General features: G+C 62.6%; 12 protein-coding genes. 10 read left to right on the top strand and 2 right to left on the bottom strand.

The features are described 5' to 3' along the window. Window positions 1-82: 82 nt before the first annotated feature. Window positions 83-2,929 carry an RNA polymerase-associated protein RapA gene (gene rapA, locus ABI582_RS08120; RefSeq protein WP_442118925.1) on the top strand — a complete coding sequence of 949 codons (2,847 nt, stop codon included), beginning with the start codon at window positions 83-85 and terminating at the stop codon, window positions 2,927-2,929. A 292-nt stretch (window positions 2,930-3,221) separates the two neighbouring features. Then, window positions 3,222-5,486, top strand: a complete 2,265-nt coding sequence (locus ABI582_RS08125; protein WP_442119061.1) for a putative bifunctional diguanylate cyclase/phosphodiesterase — start codon at window positions 3,222-3,224, stop codon at window positions 5,484-5,486. Here ABI582_RS08125 and ABI582_RS08130 read toward each other — a convergent pair. Both ABI582_RS08130 and ABI582_RS08135 read right to left on the bottom strand, forming a co-directional pair. Next, window positions 5,386-6,273 (bottom strand): NAD(P)-dependent oxidoreductase, encoded by an 888-nt coding sequence (locus tag ABI582_RS08130; RefSeq protein WP_442118926.1) that lies wholly within the window; start codon window positions 6,271-6,273, stop codon window positions 5,386-5,388. The two genes, ABI582_RS08125 and ABI582_RS08130, sit on opposite strands and share 101 nt — an antisense overlap. A 170-nt stretch (window positions 6,274-6,443) precedes the next feature. Beyond that, window positions 6,444-6,755, bottom strand: coding sequence for a DUF2288 domain-containing protein (locus ABI582_RS08135; protein ID WP_063422167.1), 312 nt, complete (start codon window positions 6,753-6,755; stop codon window positions 6,444-6,446). A 360-nt stretch (window positions 6,756-7,115) separates the two neighbouring features. On the opposite strand from ABI582_RS08135, the gene ABI582_RS08140 reads away from it, so the two are divergent. The 8 genes from ABI582_RS08140 to nhaA all read left to right on the top strand — a co-directional run bounded on the left by ABI582_RS08140 (window position 7,116) and on the right by nhaA (window position 16,122). Next, window positions 7,116-8,231: a branched-chain amino acid ABC transporter substrate-binding protein gene (locus ABI582_RS08140; RefSeq protein WP_019473324.1), complete on the top strand. Its 1,116-nt coding sequence runs from the start codon at window positions 7,116-7,118 to the stop codon at window positions 8,229-8,231. A gap of 186 nt (window positions 8,232-8,417) precedes the next feature. Then, window positions 8,418-9,341, top strand: coding sequence for a high-affinity branched-chain amino acid ABC transporter permease LivH (gene livH, locus ABI582_RS08145; protein WP_008097482.1), 924 nt, complete (start codon window positions 8,418-8,420; stop codon window positions 9,339-9,341). Beyond that, window positions 9,338-10,594, top strand: a complete 1,257-nt coding sequence (locus ABI582_RS08150; RefSeq protein ID WP_442118927.1) for a high-affinity branched-chain amino acid ABC transporter permease LivM — start codon at window positions 9,338-9,340, stop codon at window positions 10,592-10,594. Before livH ends, ABI582_RS08150 begins: the two co-directional genes overlap by 4 nt. Further along, a complete protein-coding gene (livG, locus tag ABI582_RS08155; RefSeq protein WP_003254878.1) occupies window positions 10,591-11,358 on the top strand; it encodes a high-affinity branched-chain amino acid ABC transporter ATP-binding protein LivG in 768 nt (255 codons plus the stop codon). Before ABI582_RS08150 ends, livG begins: the two co-directional genes overlap by 4 nt. Then, a complete protein-coding gene (locus ABI582_RS08160; RefSeq protein WP_043203913.1) occupies window positions 11,359-12,060 on the top strand; it encodes an ABC transporter ATP-binding protein in 702 nt (233 codons plus the stop codon). It abuts the gene before it with no gap. Window positions 12,061-12,232: 172 nt separating this feature from the next. Continuing rightward, on the top strand, window positions 12,233-12,907 hold the full coding sequence (locus ABI582_RS08165; protein ID WP_442118928.1) for a COG3650 family protein: 675 nt from the start codon (window positions 12,233-12,235) through the stop codon (window positions 12,905-12,907). 103 nt (window positions 12,908-13,010) lie between these two features. Further along, a complete protein-coding gene (locus ABI582_RS08170) occupies window positions 13,011-14,618 on the top strand; it encodes an NAD(P)/FAD-dependent oxidoreductase (protein ID WP_442118929.1) in 1,608 nt (535 codons plus the stop codon). A gap of 328 nt (window positions 14,619-14,946) precedes the next feature. Next, window positions 14,947-16,122: a Na+/H+ antiporter NhaA gene (gene nhaA, locus ABI582_RS08175; protein ID WP_338744984.1), complete on the top strand. Its 1,176-nt coding sequence runs from the start codon at window positions 14,947-14,949 to the stop codon at window positions 16,120-16,122. Window position 16,123 lies beyond the last annotated feature (1 nt).

Below are 16,123 nucleotides of genomic sequence, written 5' to 3' on the forward strand. Positions count from 1 at the left end.
ACCTTTCGGTGCGTTCGCACTTTGGTCTGACCGGCCGATCCGTTAACATAATCGGCTTTTTCATCGCGGGAGTTCAGGCAGTATGGCGCAGCAGTATCAACCGGGGCAACGCTGGATCAGCGACAGCGAAGCAGAGCTCGGCCTGGGTACCATCCTGGCGCAGGATGGCCGCCTGTTGACCGTGCTCTACCCGGCCACTGGCGACACCCGCCAGTATTCCCTGCGCAACGCGCCGCTGACCCGCGTGCGCTTCTCGCCAGGTGACCAGATCACCCACTTCGAGGGCTGGAAGCTGACCGTGCGCGAAGTCGATGACATCGACGGGCTGATGGTCTACCACGGCCTGGACGGGCAGAACCAGCCGCGTACCCTGCCAGAAACCCAGCTGTCGAACTTCATCCAGTTCCGCCTGGCCAGCGACCGGCTGTTCGCCGGGCAGATCGACCCGCTGTCGTGGTTCAGCCTGCGCTACAACACCCTGCAGCACACCAGCAAGCAGATGCAGTCTGCGCTGTGGGGCCTGGGTGGCTGCCGTGCGCAACCGATCGCCCACCAGTTGCACATCGCTCGCGAAGTCGCCGACCGCAGCGCCCCGCGGGTACTGCTGGCCGACGAAGTAGGCCTGGGTAAAACCATCGAGGCCGGCCTGGTGATTCATCGCCAGCTGCTGTCGGGGCGCGCCAGCCGCGTGCTGATCCTGGTGCCGGAAAACCTCCAGCACCAGTGGCTGGTGGAAATGCGCCGCCGCTTCAACCTGCAGGTAGCCCTGTTCGATGCCGAGCGCTTTATCGAAAGCGACGCCAGCAACCCGTTCGAGGATGCCCAACTGGCGCTGGTTGCGCTGGAATGGCTGGTCGACGACGAAAAGGCCCAGGACGCCCTGTTTGCCGCTGGCTGGGACCTGATGGTCGTCGACGAGGCCCACCATCTGGTCTGGCACGAAGACCAGGTCAGCGCCGAATACGGCCTGGTCGAGCAGCTGGCCCAGGTGATCCCGGGCGTGCTGCTGCTCACCGCCACCCCTGAGCAGCTTGGCCAGGACAGCCACTTCGCCCGCCTGCGCCTGCTCGACCCCAACCGCTTCCATGACCTGGCGGCCTTCCGCGCCGAGAGCGAGCACTATCGCCCGGTGGCTGAAGCCGTGCAGGAACTGCTCGACGAAGGCCGCCTGTCGCCCAAGGCCCACGCCACCATCCAGGGTTTCCTGGGTGCCGAAGGCGAAGCCCTGCTGGCTGCAGTCAGCGACGGCGACAGCCAGGCCAGCGCACGCCTGATCCGCGAGCTGCTGGACCGCCACGGCACCGGCCGCGTCCTGTTCCGTAACACCCGTGCGGCGATCCAGGGCTTCCCCGAGCGCCAGCTGCACCATTACCCGCTGGCCACACCCGAGCAATACCGCGACCTGCCAGCCGGCGAGCACGCCGAGCTGTACCCGGAAGTCGCCTTCCAGGCCCAGGGTGATGTGGCTGACGACGAGCGCTGGTGGCGGTTCGACCCACGCGTCGACTGGCTGATCGACACCCTGAAGATGCTCAAGCGCACCAAGGTGCTGGTGATCTGCGCGCACGCCGAAACCGCCATGGACCTGGAAGACGCCCTGCGCGTGCGCTCCGGCATCCCGGCCTCGGTGTTCCATGAAGGCATGAACATTCTCGAGCGCGACCGCGCCGCCGCCTACTTCGCCGACGAAGAATTCGGTGCGCAAGTGCTGATCTGCTCCGAGATCGGCAGCGAAGGCCGCAACTTCCAGTTCGCCCACCACCTGGTGATGTTCGACCTGCCAGCACACCCGGACCTGCTCGAACAGCGCATCGGCCGCCTTGACCGGATCGGCCAGAAGCACACCATCCAGTTGCACATCCCGTACCTGCTGGGCAGCCCGCAAGAGCGCCTGTTCCAATGGTACCACGAGGGCCTTAACGCCTTCCTCAACACCTGCCCCACCGGCAACGCCCTTCAGCACCGGTTCGGCCCACGCCTGCTGCCGTTGCTTGAAGGTGGCGAGAGCAAGGCCTGGGATACCCTGGTGGCCGACGCCCGCAGCGAGCGCGAGCGCCTGGAAGCCGAACTGCACACTGGCCGCGACCGCCTGCTGGAGCTCAACTCCGGCGGTGCCGGCGAAGGCCAGGCGCTGGTCGAGGCCATTCTCGAACAGGACGACCAGTTTGCCCTGCCGATCTACATGGAAACCCTGTTCGACGCCTTCGGCATCGACAGCGAAGACCATTCCGAGAACGCCCTGATCCTCAAGCCGAGCGAAAAGATGCTCGATGCCAGCTTCCCGCTGGGCGACGACGAAGGCGTGACCATCACCTACGACCGTGCCCAGGCGCTGTCGCGTGAGGACATGCAGTTCCTCACCTGGGAGCACCCGATGGTGCAGGGCGGCATGGACCTGGTGCTGTCCGGCTCTATGGGCAACACCGCCGTGGCACTGATCAAGAACAAGGCACTCAAGCCGGGCACCGTCCTGCTCGAATTGCTGTTCGTCAGCGAGGTGGTGGCACCACGCAGCCTGCAGCTGGGCCGCTACCTGCCGCCGGCGGCACTGCGCTGCCTGCTCGACGCCAACGGCAACGACCTGGCCTCCCGCGTGGCTTTCGAAACCCTCAACGAGCAGCTTGAAAGCGTGCCGCGTGCCAGCGCCAACAAGTTTGTCCAGGCCCAGCGGGACGTGCTCGCCAAGCGCATCAGTGGCGGTGAAGAGAAGATCATGCCGACGCACGTCGAGCGCGTAGCCGAAGCCCAGCGCCGTCTGGCAGCCGAGGCCGACGAAGAGCTCGCCCGCCTGGTGGCACTGCAAGCGGTCAACCCGAGCGTGCGCGACAGCGAAATCGACGCCCTGCGCAAGCAGCGTGAAGAGGGCCTGGCGATGCTGGACAAGGCGGCCCTGCGCCTGGAAGCCATTCGCGTTCTGGTGGCTGGCTGATCTGACACGCCTCTGGTGGCCTGACCACCATCTGTAGGAGCAGCCTTGTGCTGCGAAGAGGCCGTATGCCCCACAAGAATATTGTGAGGCATGCGGCCTCTTCGCAGCACAAGGCTGCTCCTACACCTATATGCCCCTCTTTATGCATGCTGGCGATTGGGTTGATAACCAAATCGTAGAAATCAATATGCCATTATTCAGGAAGGCTTAAACACCTCTTCCTATACTGCCTCTGGACAGTCTGCACAGGGTTGTAGCGCAGACGAGTGAAAACTCGATCATGGGGCACTCAATGGAATGGCTGGGGCTGCAACTGTTCGCCGACCTTCCGGCAACCGGGCGCATCGTTATCGATTGCCGCCATGAGCCGTTCCTGGTTCTGCTCGCCTACTTCGTTGCCAGCGCGGCTTGCTTCGCGACCCTGGACATGGCTGAGCGCCAGTCCCACAGCGAAGACCCCACTGCCCATCGACAATGGCACATGCTGGGCGCCTGCTGCCTGGCCGGTGGTATCTGGGCCATGCACTTCATCAGCATGCTGGCCTTCCAGGCGCCGGTGGAGGTGCACTACGACGTTTCCCTGACCATTCTTTCGCTGCTCATCGCCCTGGCTGTCGCCTGGGTGACCATGCGCAGCCTCGACCGCAGCCAGATGCGCGCGCAGCATTTTCTGCTGAGTGCGGTACTGATCGGCCTGGGCATTGTCCTGATGCACTTTGTCGGCATGGCTGCGCTGGAAACCGGCGCCCGTCAGTATTACCAGACGGGCCTGTTGCTGGCCTCTGCCGCCATTGCCCTGCTGACCAGCCTGGCTGCGTTAGGCCTGGCCCGATACTTCAGCAATGGCAGCGGCACCCTGCACATGGCCATGAAGTACGGCGCCAGCCTGCTGATGGCCGGTGGTATCGTCGCCACCCATTTCACTGCAATGTCGGCCATGACCCTGGTGATCCCGGCCGACACCGCACTGCGCCTGCCGTCTGCCGACAACAGCCTGCAACTGGCACTGGGCATCGGCTTCATCACCCTGCTGATCAGTGGCGCCAGCATCAGCGCCGCACTGGCCGACAAGAAGCTGCAGAGCAAGGAGCATGACCTGCGCCGGGTCAGCATACTGCTCAGCCAACTGGACCAGGCCCGCGCCTCGCTGCAGCAGGCCGCGCACTACGATGCACTGACCAACCTGGTCAACCGCCGTGGCTTCAACCAGGTGTTCGCGGAGCGCCTGGCCGAACACCACGCCACTGAAAACCGCCTGGCAGTGATGATCCTCGACATCGACCACTTCAAGCGCATCAACGATAGCCTTGGCCACGACGCCGGAGACGAACTGCTCAAGGTGATTGCCAACCACATCAAGGCCGCCACCCGCCATCAAGACCTGGTCGCACGCCTGGGCGGCGACGAGTTCTGCGTGGTCACCAGCCTTGACAACTGCGACGAAGCCCGCCACCTGGCACAACGCATCATGCAACGAATGAAAGAGCCCATCGACCTGGGTGGACGGCGCATGGTCATGACCACCAGCATTGGTATCAGCATCTTCCCCGACGACGGCACCAGCGCCGAAGAACTGCTCAAGCATGCCGACCTGGCCCTTTACCAGTGCAAGGATAGTGGGCGCAACAGCCTGCACTTTTTCAACGAGAGCCTGAAAACCCAGGCCTCCCTCGCCTTGCAACTGGAAGAAGAACTGCGCCTGGCCCTGCTCGAAGAGCATGGGCTATGCGTGCATTACCAACCCATCTTCGACATGCGCAGCGGGCATGTGGCCAAGCTCGAAGCCCTGGTGCGCTGGCATCACCCGCAGCACGGCCTGCTGGGGCCCGACCGCTTCATCGGTATTGCCGAAGCCAATGGCCTGATCATCGACCTGGACCTATGGGTAATGCGCCACGCCTGCACAGACCTGGCGCACCTGCAACGCCATGGTCATGGCGACATCAAGGTGACGGTCAACTGCTCGGCAGTAACCCTCAGCCACGACGAACTGCCCAACGAAGTGGAGAAAGCGCTATTCCGCGCAGGGCTCGCGCCACGGCAGCTGGAGCTGGAAGTGACCGAGAACGCCCTGATGGGCGATATTCAGCGTACCGTCAACCTGCTCAAGCGCATTCGTGCGCTGGGCGTGGCGCTTTCGATCGACGACTTCGGCACTGGCTACTCGTCACTGGCCTACCTCAAGCGCCTGCCGCTGGACGTATTAAAGATCGACCGCACCTTCCTGCAGGATGTGCCCGGCAGTCAGAAAGACCGCGAGATCGTCCAGGCGATAATCGTCATGGCGCATACCCTGCACCTGCAGGTCGTTAGCGAAGGCGTGGAAACCGTCGAACAGCAGGCATTTCTTCAGACCCATGGCTGCGACTATCTGCAGGGCTACCTGCTGGGCCGACCGATACCGCTGGCCGAGCTACGGCCGCTACTGGAGCGGCTGCAGCGCCAAAGCGAGGAACTCAGCCCTTGTTGCGGTACAGCTCTACAAGGGTCGCCGGATCTTTTTGCAAGTAACCCTGGCTACCATGCAGGCGCATCAATTGCGCGGCGAGGCCACTGAGCGGCGTCGCCGCCCCCTGCTCACGGGAAAACTTCACTGCGCCATCGAGGTCCTTGAGCAGCGTGCGCACGTGCCACTTGATCGGTTCGAAGCGGCTTTCGGCCATTTGCGGCGCAAGAATCTGCAGTGGCTTGGAATCGGCAAAACCACCGGCCAGCGCTTCGGCGATCAGCGTCGCGTCCACCCCGGACTGCTCGGCCAGCGCCACCACTTCGGCAATCACCAGGGCATTGCAGGCCACGATCATCTGGTTGCAGGCTTTGGTCACCTGCCCCGCCCCTACCGCGCCCATGTGCGTCACCCGCTGACCAAGCACCTCCAGCAATGGCCTTGCACGCTCCAGGTCGGCCGCTTCACCGCCTACCATGATCGCCAAGGTACCGGCCTCGGCACCGGGTGTGCCGCCGGACACCGGGGCATCCAGCCAGGCCATGCCGCACAGTACCGCGAGTTCGGCGGCCATTTCACGGGTGGCGGTGGGTTCCAGGCTGGAGAAATCGATCAGCAACTGGCCACTGCGCCCACCCTGGGCAATGCCGTGCTCGCCGAACACCACCTCGCGGACCACGGCCGTGTCGGCCAGGCACAGCATTACCATGTCGCTGCCCTTGCACAATTCGGCGGGGCTGCTGGCCAGGCGCGCGCCGGCAGCGACCAGCGCAGCACACTTGTCCGGGCTGCGGTTCCACACGGTCAGCGGGTACCCCGCCGCCAGCAGGCGTCGGCACATGGGCAGGCCCATCAGGCCAATGCCGGCGAATCCAAGCGAAGGTAGTGCAGTGCTCATCAATGACTCCTGGCTATTCGAATTGTTTTCCAGGCTGGCCGGAACGGTGGACACATTACGCATCCCGTAAACTGTTACCGCCACGCCGAATTGTTACTTACCTCTACCCGCCCTGAACGCCTTCAAGCACCAAAACGGGGCTGCTGCGCATTTTTGCGCACCAAAAAAGATCATGCCTCAGTCGGGCGCTTCGCCTGAATCACGATGAACGGCGAAACCACCACGGCCCAGATCTCTGGATCGCGGCTTTGCAGGTCCAGTGCCTGCTCGGCCGACACGGGCCCAACAGTGCCATCACTACGCCACTTGGCGAAGATCTCGCTGCGATTCTCGGCCATCGCCTCGGCAACGGTGATCAGGTCGAGGCTGGGGTCGACCCAAATCAGGTCACCCTTGGCCCAGAAACGCTCCAGGGCTTTCCACTCGATGATTGCCGTCTCGCCAAGCAATTTGGCATAGAGGGTGCTTGTTTGATCAGTCATGGGTGGTATCCGCAAAAAATCGGCCAATAAAAATGGTCGGCATTTTTGCAGAAAAACCCGGGTACAAATATGTAATTTGGTCGATTGACCCCGATCTTGTGGGGCGGGGTCGCAGATACAGGCCATTTGATGGCGCCTTTTTGTATCTTTCTGTCGAGCAAGCGACAACCCAAGAAACAGGCACTTTTTGACCGCTTTTCAAGCGCTCAAACAGCGCTCTACACTGTACCGGTACAGTTCCGGGACATGTTCCGGGGGAAGGTGGGCTTGCGCGTTGGCATGGCCACGCCGCAAATCCCGCCCGGTCTGTAGCCCTGGCCGCCAGGACTATAAGAATTACAACAGAATGAGTGGAGCACTATGATCAAGATTTCCAAGCTGTTCGCCGCAATGGTACTGGCCGGGGTAGCCAGCCATTCGTTTGCCGCCGATACCATCAAGATCGGCATCGCCGGTCCGAAGACGGGTCCTGTGACCCAGTACGGCGACATGCAGTTCATCGGCGCCAAACAGGCCATCAAAGACATCAACGCCAAGGGCGGCGTCGATGGCAAAATGCTTGAAGCCAAGGAATACGACGACGCGTGCGACCCTAAACAGGCCGTGGCAGTCGCCAACAAAGTGGTCAACGACGGTGTCAAGTTCGTCATTGGCCACCTGTGCTCCAGCTCTACCCAGCCTGCGTCCGACATTTACGAAGACGAAGGCGTGATCATGATCACCCCCGCCGCTACCAGCCCGGAAATTACCGCGCGTGGCTACAAAATGATCTTCCGTACCATCGGCCTGGACAGCGCCCAGGGCCCGGCGGCCGGCAACTACATCGCCGACCACGTCAAGCCGAAGGTCGTTGCGGTGCTGCACGACAAGCAGCAGTACGGTGAAGGCATCGCTACCGCGGTCAAGCAGACCCTGGAGCAGAAAGGCACCAAGGTCGCCGTCTTCGAAGGCCTGAACGCCGGTGACAAAGACTTCTCCTCGATCATCCAGAAGCTCAAGCAGAACAATGTCGACTTCGTCTACTACGGCGGCTACCACCCGGAGCTGGGCCTGATCCTGCGCCAGGCTCAGGAAAAAGGCCTGAAAGCCAAGTTCATGGGCCCAGAGGGCGTGGGTAACGACTCGATCTCGCAAATCGCCCAGAACGCCTCCGAAGGCCTACTGGTCACCCTGCCGAAGTCGTTCGACGCCGATCCTGAAAACAAGGCCATCGTCGACGCCATCAAGGCAGACGGCAAAGACCCGAGCGGCCCGTTCGTGTTCCCTGCCTACTCGGCTGTCCAACTGATCGCCGAAGGCATCAAAGCGGCCAAGTCCGAAGACGCCGAGAAGGTGGCAGCGGCCATCCACGCCGGTACCTTCAAGACCCCGACCGGCGACCTGTCGTACGACGCCAAAGGCGACCTGAAAGACTTCAAGTTCGTAGTCTACGAATGGCACTTCGGCAAGCCGAAGACCGAAGTCTCCCCTCAGTAACTGCGTGACTAAATAGCTGACCGTAGAAGCCCACTGTGCGAGCAGTGGGCTTTGTTTTACGAGGTTCATGGGCCCGATCCCCGCGATCCGGGGGCAGGCCCACCTGAAAATCTTAAAACCGTCACCCGCGGTTTCCTGGCATACCCCCGCCAGCGAAATGCAAATCAGGTTTTTAGGAGCGCTGTAATGCCTGAGATCTACCATTTCTTCCAACAACTGGTTAATGGATTGACCATCGGCAGCACCTATGCCTTGATCGCCATCGGCTACACGATGGTGTACGGCATCATTGGCATGATCAACTTCGCCCACGGCGAGGTGTACATGATCGGTTCCTACGTGGCCTTCATCGCCCTGGCGGGCCTGGCCATGATGGGCATCCATTCGCTGCCGATCCTGATGACCGTTGCCTTCGTCGCGACGATCTTCGTTACCAGTGCCTATGGCTACAGTATCGAACGGGTTGCCTACCGCCCCTTGCGCAACAGCAACCGTCTGATCCCGCTGATTTCCGCCATCGGCATGTCGATCTTCCTGCAGAACACCGTCTTGCTGTCGCAAGACTCCAAGGACAAGTCCATCCCCAACCTGATCCCCGGAAGCTTCTCGTTCGGGCCGGGCGGTGCGGAGGAAGTTCTGATCAGCTACATGCAAATCCTGGTGTTCGTGGTCACCCTGGTGGCCATGACCTTGCTCACCCTGTTCATCTCTCGTTCCCGCCTGGGCCGCGCCTGCCGTGCCTGCGCAGAGGACATCAAGATGGCCAACCTGCTGGGCATCAACACCAACAACATCATCGCCCTCACCTTCGTCATCGGTGCCGCCCTGGCAGCCGTGGCGGCCGTGCTGCTGAGCATGCAGTACGGGGTGATCAACCCCAACGCCGGTTTCCTGGTGGGCCTGAAGGCCTTCACCGCGGCGGTGCTGGGTGGCATCGGCAGCATCCCGGGCGCCATGCTCGGCGGGCTGGTGCTGGGCGTGGCCGAAGCGTTTGGCGCCGACATCTTCGGCGACCAGTACAAGGACGTGGTGGCATTCGGCTTGTTGGTTCTTGTCCTGCTATTCCGGCCGACCGGCATCCTGGGCCGCCCGGAGGTTGAAAAAGTATGAGCAAAAATCTCAAACAGGCGTTCTTCAGCGCCTTGCTGGTGTGGGCCGTGGCCTTCCCGGTGCTGGGCCTGAAACTGAGCATCGACGGCATCAGCCTGGTCGTGCACAGCCAGGGTTCGTTCACCATCAGCATCATCGCCGTGTGCTCGGCATTGATGTTCCTGCGCGTGCTGTTCGACAAGCAGTGGAGTTCGATGATGGGCAGCCGTTCGGATCGCAAGCTGATCCCGCCGGCCGTCAGCAACTACCTGACCCTGCCCAAGACCCAGCGCTATGTGATCATTGGCCTGATCGTTGCGGCACTGGTGTGGCCGTTCTTCGGCTCGCGCGGTGCGGTCGACATCGCCACGCTCATCCTGATCTACGTGTTGCTGGGCCTGGGCCTGAACATCGTGGTCGGCCTGGCGGGCCTGCTCGACCTCGGTTACGTCGGCTTCTATGCCGTCGGCGCCTACAGCTACGCCATGCTCTCGCACTACCTGGGCTGGAGCTTCTGGGTGTGCCTGCCGATTGCCGGCCTGATGGCCGCCACCTTCGGCTTCCTGCTTGGCTTCCCGGTGCTGCGCCTGCGCGGTGACTACCTGGCGATCGTGACCCTTGGCTTCGGCGAGATCATCCGCCTGTTCCTGCGCAACCTCACCGACTGGACCGGCGGCCCCAACGGCATCAGCAACATCCCCAAGCCAGAGTTCTTCGGCCTGACCTTCGAACGCCGTGCCGCCGAGGGCATGCAGACCTTCCATGAGTTCTTCGGGCTGGAATACAACTCGATCAACAAGGTCATTTTCCTCTACCTGGTGGCCCTGCTGCTGGCCCTGCTGGCGCTGTTCGTCATCAACCGCCTGCTACGCATGCCCATCGGCCGTGCCTGGGAAGCCCTGCGTGAAGACGAGATCGCCTGCCGCGCACTGGGCCTCAACCCGACCGTGATCAAGCTCTCGGCATTTACCCTGGGTGCCTGCTTCGCCGGTTTCGCCGGCAGCTTCTTCGCTGCGCGCCAAGGCCTGGTGACGCCGGAGTCCTTCACCTTCATCGAGTCGGCGATCATCCTCGCCATCGTCGTGCTGGGCGGCATGGGCTCACAACTGGGCGTGATCCTCGCGGCCATCGTGATGATCCTGCTGCCCGAGCTGATGCGTGAGTTCAGCGAATACCGGATGCTGATGTTCGGTGCGCTGATGGTGTTGATGATGATCTGGCGTCCGCAAGGCTTGCTGCCTATGCAACGTCCACACATGGAGCTGCGTCGATGAGCCGCGAAATTCTGCAAGTCAGCGGCCTGAGCATGCGCTTCGGCGGCTTGTTGGCGGTCAACGGCGTGGCCCTGACCGTCAAGGAAAAACAGGTGGTGGCGCTGATCGGCCCGAATGGCGCCGGCAAGACCACCGTGTTCAACTGCCTGACCGGTTTCTACAAACCCAGCGGCGGCACCATCCTGCTCGATGGCCAGCCGATCCAGGGCCTGGCCGGCCACCAGATCGCCCGCAAGGGCGTGGTGCGGACCTTCCAGAACGTGCGCCTGTTCAAGGAAATGACCGCGCTGGAAAACCTGCTGATCGCCCAGCACCGTCACCTGAACACCAACTTCTTCGCCGGTCTGTTCAAGACCCCGAGCTTCCGCCGTAGCGAGAAGGAGGCCATGGAGCGCGCGCAGTACTGGCTGGAGAAGGTCAACCTGACCGAATTCGCCAACCGTACCGCCGGCACCCTCGCCTACGGCCAGCAACGCCGCCTGGAAATCGCCCGCTGCATGATGACCCAGCCGCGCATCATCATGCTCGACGAACCGGCGGCGGGCCTGAACCCGAAGGAAACCGAAGACCTCAAGGCACTGATCGCCTACCTGCGTGAGTCGCACAACGTCACCGTGCTGCTGATCGAGCACGACATGAAGCTGGTGATGAGCATTTCCGACCATATCGTGGTGATCAACCAGGGCACCCCCCTGGCACACGGCACGCCGGAAGAGATCCGCGACAACCCTGATGTGATCAAAGCCTACCTGGGGGAAGCGTAAATGCTGAAGTTCGAAAACGTTTCCACCTTCTACGGCAAGATCCAGGCGCTTCACAGCGTCAACGTGGAGATCAACCAGGGCGAGATCGTCACCCTGATCGGTGCCAACGGCGCCGGCAAGTCGACCTTGCTGATGACCCTGTGCGGCTCGCCGCAGGCGCACAGTGGCAGCATCAAGTACCTGGGTGAAGAACTGGTTGGCCAGCCGTCCTCGCACATCATGCGCAAGAGCATCGCCGTGGTGCCGGAAGGCCGCCGCGTGTTCGCCCGCCTGACCGTCGAGGAAAACCTGGCCATGGGTGGTTTTTTCACCGACAAGGGCGACTACCAGGAGCAGCTGGACAAGGTGCTGCAGCTGTTCCCGCGCCTGAAGGAACGTTACATCCAGCGCGGCGGCACCATGTCTGGTGGCGAGCAGCAAATGCTTGCCATTGGCCGGGCGCTGATGAGCAAGCCCAAGCTGCTGCTGCTAGACGAGCCTTCGCTGGGCCTGGCACCGATCATCATCCAGCAGATCTTCGACATCATCGAACAGCTGCGCCGCGATGGCGTGACGGTGTTCCTGGTGGAACAGAATGCCAACCAGGCGCTGAAGGTCGCTGACCGCGCCTATGTGCTGGAGAACGGCCGGGTGGTGATGCAAGGGACGGGTGAAGCACTGCTGACCGACCCGAAGGTGCGCGACGCGTACCTCGGCGGTTAAACGGAAGGGCCTTCGGGCCCTTTCTTCTGCCTGCCAGAAAAGCATGGCCGGTGCCGGCCCCTTCGCGGGCTTGCCCGCGAAGAGGCCAGCACAGGCAACCATTAACTTGTGATCCGCCGCCAGCCTGCGTAACGTGGCCAGCTCTTTGGAAAAGATCCCCGGAGTTCGCCCCATGCGCCTCACCCCCACCCTGCTGCTCACCGCCCTGCTGCCCCTGTTCGCCGGCTGCCAGCTCATGGCTGACGCGCCAAGCGACCCGAACATCGGCACCACGCGCATGCAGGGCGAACTGCGTGCCGCGGGTGGCCAGCTGCTGTTCAAGCCGTGCAGCGAAAACCGCACGTTCGTGATCAACGACGTCGGCGCCACCGGCATCCTGCAGGAGGCCGCCAACCTCGCCAAAGACGCCAACGACAAACTGTTCGCCGACGTCCGTGGCCGCCTCACCGGCAGCAAGCAGGCCAACAACGACGGCCAGCTGGAAGTGCGCCGCCTGTACCGCCTGGAACCCTCCACGCGCGCCTGCGAAGACCCCAACTTCAAGCAGCTGACCCTGCGCGCCAATGGTCATGAACCCGACTGGGACATCAAGGCCAGCGGCAAGGGCATGGTGCTCAGTCGCGTGGGCCAGCAGCCTCTGCCCCTGCCGTTTCTGGAAGAAGAAGTACCCGGCGGCGGCCTGACCCTTACCAGCGAAGCCAACGGCCAGCACGTGGAACTGTGGGTCGCGCCGCAGCGCTGCGTAGACAGCGCCACTGGCGCCATCCACCACCTGCGTGCCGAGCTGCGCATCGACGGCAAGACCTTGCAAGGCTGCGGCTACTACGGCGGCGCGCGCGACAACTGATCGCCGGGCGCTTTTATCCTGCCAGTCGGGGCGGCTAACAGCTTATACTTGGCGGTTTGTGTAAAGCCGCCGGCCGCCCATGGCCGGGATACTGGACCCTGCCATGCTACGAATCACCGAACTCAAGCTGCCCCTGGACCATCCCGACGAAGCGCTGCGTGAAGCCATCGTCCAGCGCCTGGGCATCCGCGACGAGCAACTGCTCAGCTTCAACCTGTTCAAGCGCAGCTACGATGCGCGCAAGAAGAACAGCGAGTTGCTGTTCATCTACACCATCGACCTCGAAGCCAGCAACGAAGCCGAGCTGCTCAGCAAGTTCGCCGACGATCACAACATCGGCCCGGCACCGGACGTGACCTACAAGTATGTCGGCCACGCCCCGGCCGACGTGCAGGAACGCCCGATCGTGGTCGGCTTCGGCCCGTGCGGCATCTTCGCCGGCCTGCTGCTGGCGCAGATGGGCTTCAAGCCGATCATCCTCGAACGAGGCAAGGAAGTGCGCCAGCGCACCAAGGACACCTGGGGCCTGTGGCGCAAAAGCGTGCTCAACCCAGAGTCCAATGTACAGTTTGGCGAAGGCGGCGCCGGTACCTTCTCTGACGGCAAGCTGTACAGCCAGATCAAGGACCCGCAGCACCACGGCCGCAAAGTGCTGGAAGAGTTCGTCAAGGCCGGTGCGCCGGAAGAGATCCTGTACATCAACAAACCGCACATCGGCACCTTCCGCCTCACCGGCATGGTCGAGCAGATGCGCCAGGACATGATCGCCCTGGGGGCAGAGGTACGCTTTCAGGAGAAGGTCACCGACCTGCTGGTCGAAGACGGCCAGCTGACCGGCGTGGTGCTGGAGAGTGGCGAACAGCTGCACTCGCGCCATGTGGTCCTGGCCCTTGGCCACAGTGCCCGCGATACCTTCCGTATGCTGCACGCCAAAGGCGTCTACATGGAAGCCAAGCCGTTCTCGGTCGGTTTCCGTATCGAGCACCCGCAAACGCTGATCGACAAGGCGCGCCTGGGCAAGTACGCCGGCCACCCGAAACTCGGCGCCGCCGACTACAAGCTGGTGTACCACGCCAAGAACGGCCGCTCGGTATACAGCTTCTGCATGTGCCCGGGTGGCACCGTGGTCGCCGCCACCAGCGAACCAGGCCGGGTGGTCACCAACGGCATGAGCCAGTACTCGCGTAACGAGCGCAACGCCAACTCTGGCATCGTCGTCGGCATTGACCCCGAGCGCGACTACCCGGGCGGCCCGCTGGCCGGTATTGAACTGCAAGAGCGTCTGGAAGCCCACGCCTACGTGATGGGCGGCAGCAACTACCAGGCCCCGGCGCAGCTGGTGGGTGACTTTGTCGCCGGCCGGCCATCGACCGCACTGGGCAGTGTCGAACCGTCCTACAAACCAGGCGTGACCCTGGGTGACCTGGCGCCGAGCCTGCCCGACTTCGCCATCGAAGCCATCCGTGAGGCACTGCCGGCGTTCGACCGGCAGATCAAGGGCTACAACCTGCATGATGCAGTGTTGACCGGGATCGAGACACGCACCTCGTCGCCACTGCGCATTACCCGCGGTGAGGACTACCAGAGCCTGAACCTGAAAGGCCTGTTCCCGGCAGGTGAAGGCGCCGGCTACGCGGGCGGGATTCTGTCGGCGGGTGTGGACGGGATCCGTATTGCCGAGGCGGTAGCGCGGGACATGCTCGGCCTGTGATTTTGTATCGCCTGCAAGGGCCCTTTCGCGGCGGTTCGACGCCTCGATGAACCCGCTCCCTCAGGTACTGCACAGTATTTGAAAACTGTGCAGTACCGGTGGGAGCGGGCGAGCCCGCGAAGAGGCCCTGACAGGGATCAGAAATATCCGACCCAAACACCAGACTTTCCCTCCCCCCTTTCCTCCCATCTGCATCTAGGCTTCACTCGGCCTAGCCGGCAACAACATATAACAAAAACGAATATAGTTTTTGTTTTAAAGCATATCGTCACAGGCTAGGGTGTACGCCCGTTCCATTCGTAAACTGCTCATGGAGAGCCTATAGCCCGTGCGTAGCCTGTTTACCCGTTTCTTCCAGCTTGAAGCCGCCAGCGGCCTGCTGCTGATCGCCGCCGCCGTCATGGCACTGATCATCAACAACTCGCCACTGTCCTACCTGTACAGCGGGCTGCTCGATGTGCCCGTCGCCGTCCAGGTCGGCGCGCTGAATATCGCCAAGCCTTTGTTGCTATGGATCAATGACGGCCTCATGGCCCTGTTCTTCCTGCTCATCGGCCTTGAGGTCAAGCGCGAGGTGGTCGACGGCCACCTGTCCAAACCTGCCCAGGTGATCTTGCCTGCCACTGCTGCCGTGGGCGGCATGGTGGTGCCAGCACTGATCTACTGGTTCATCAACCGCGACAACCCGGCGGCCGTGGCCGGCTGGGCGATCCCCACTGCCACCGACATCGCCTTCGCCCTTGGCGTGCTGGCCCTGCTGGGCAAACGCGTACCGGTATCGCTGAAGCTGTTCCTGATGACTTTGGCGATCATCGACGACCTGGGCGCGATCATCGTCATCGCCCTGTTCTACTCCGGGACTCTGTCGAGCGTGTCGCTGCTACTGGCTGCGGCCTGCCTGGTGGCGCTGGTAGCGATGAACCGGCTTGGCGTGGTCAAGCTTGGGCCGTACATGGTCGTCGGCCTGATCCTGTGGGTCTGCGTACTCAAGAGCGGCGTACATGCCACGCTGGCGGGCGTCGCCCTGGCCTTGTGCATCCCGCTGCGTACCCGCAACGCCGAGACTTCGCCGCTGCTGTCCCTTGAGCATGCCCTGCATCCTTGGGTCGCTTATGCCATTTTGCCAATTTTTGCCTTCGCCAATGCCGGCGTCTCGCTGGCGGGCATGACCGTAGACAGCTTCACCCACCCGGTGCCGATGGGCATCGCGGTTGGCCTGCTGCTGGGCAAGACCGTGGGCGTTTTCGGCCTGACCTGGCTGGCGGTCAAGCTGCGCCTGGCCGCGCTGCCTGAGGGTGCCGGCTGGGGGCAAATACTGGGGGTGGCGATACTCTGCGGCATCGGCTTCACCATGAGCCTGTTCGTTGGTTCGCTCGCCTTCGCCCCGGGTAGCAGCGATTACGCCGGCATGGACCGCATGGGTATTCTTACCGGCTCGTTCTTCGCCGCAGTGATCGGCTACGCCGTCATCGCCATGGCCAGCCGGAAAACCAGTGTTGGTTAAC

The organism is Pseudomonas sp. SAS7 (genome assembly GCF_052112345.1).
Lineage (GTDB): Bacteria > Pseudomonadota > Gammaproteobacteria > Pseudomonadales > Pseudomonadaceae > Aquipseudomonas > Aquipseudomonas putida_Q.

Excerpts from the sequence above, each read along its gene's own strand:
- ABI582_RS08160 (WP_043203913.1), top strand. The coding sequence starts at position 11,359 with ATGCTGAAGTTCGAAAACGTTTCCACCTTCTACGGCAAGATCCAGGCG.
- ABI582_RS08125 (WP_442119061.1), top strand. The coding sequence starts at position 3,222 with ATGGAATGGCTGGGGCTGCAACTGTTCGCCGACCTTCCGGCAACCGGG.
- livG (WP_003254878.1), top strand. The coding sequence starts at position 10,591 with ATGAGCCGCGAAATTCTGCAAGTCAGCGGCCTGAGCATGCGCTTCGGC.
- ABI582_RS08140 (WP_019473324.1), top strand. The coding sequence starts at position 7,116 with ATGATCAAGATTTCCAAGCTGTTCGCCGCAATGGTACTGGCCGGGGTA.
- ABI582_RS08170 (WP_442118929.1), top strand. The coding sequence starts at position 13,011 with ATGCTACGAATCACCGAACTCAAGCTGCCCCTGGACCATCCCGACGAA.
- rapA (WP_442118925.1), top strand. The coding sequence starts at position 83 with ATGGCGCAGCAGTATCAACCGGGGCAACGCTGGATCAGCGACAGCGAA.
- ABI582_RS08150 (WP_442118927.1), top strand. The coding sequence starts at position 9,338 with ATGAGCAAAAATCTCAAACAGGCGTTCTTCAGCGCCTTGCTGGTGTGG.
- ABI582_RS08130 (WP_442118926.1), bottom strand. The coding sequence starts at position 6,273 with ATGAGCACTGCACTACCTTCGCTTGGATTCGCCGGCATTGGCCTGATG.
- ABI582_RS08135 (WP_063422167.1), bottom strand. The coding sequence starts at position 6,755 with ATGACTGATCAAACAAGCACCCTCTATGCCAAATTGCTTGGCGAGACG.
- ABI582_RS08165 (WP_442118928.1), top strand. The coding sequence starts at position 12,233 with ATGCGCCTCACCCCCACCCTGCTGCTCACCGCCCTGCTGCCCCTGTTC.
- livH (WP_008097482.1), top strand. The coding sequence starts at position 8,418 with ATGCCTGAGATCTACCATTTCTTCCAACAACTGGTTAATGGATTGACC.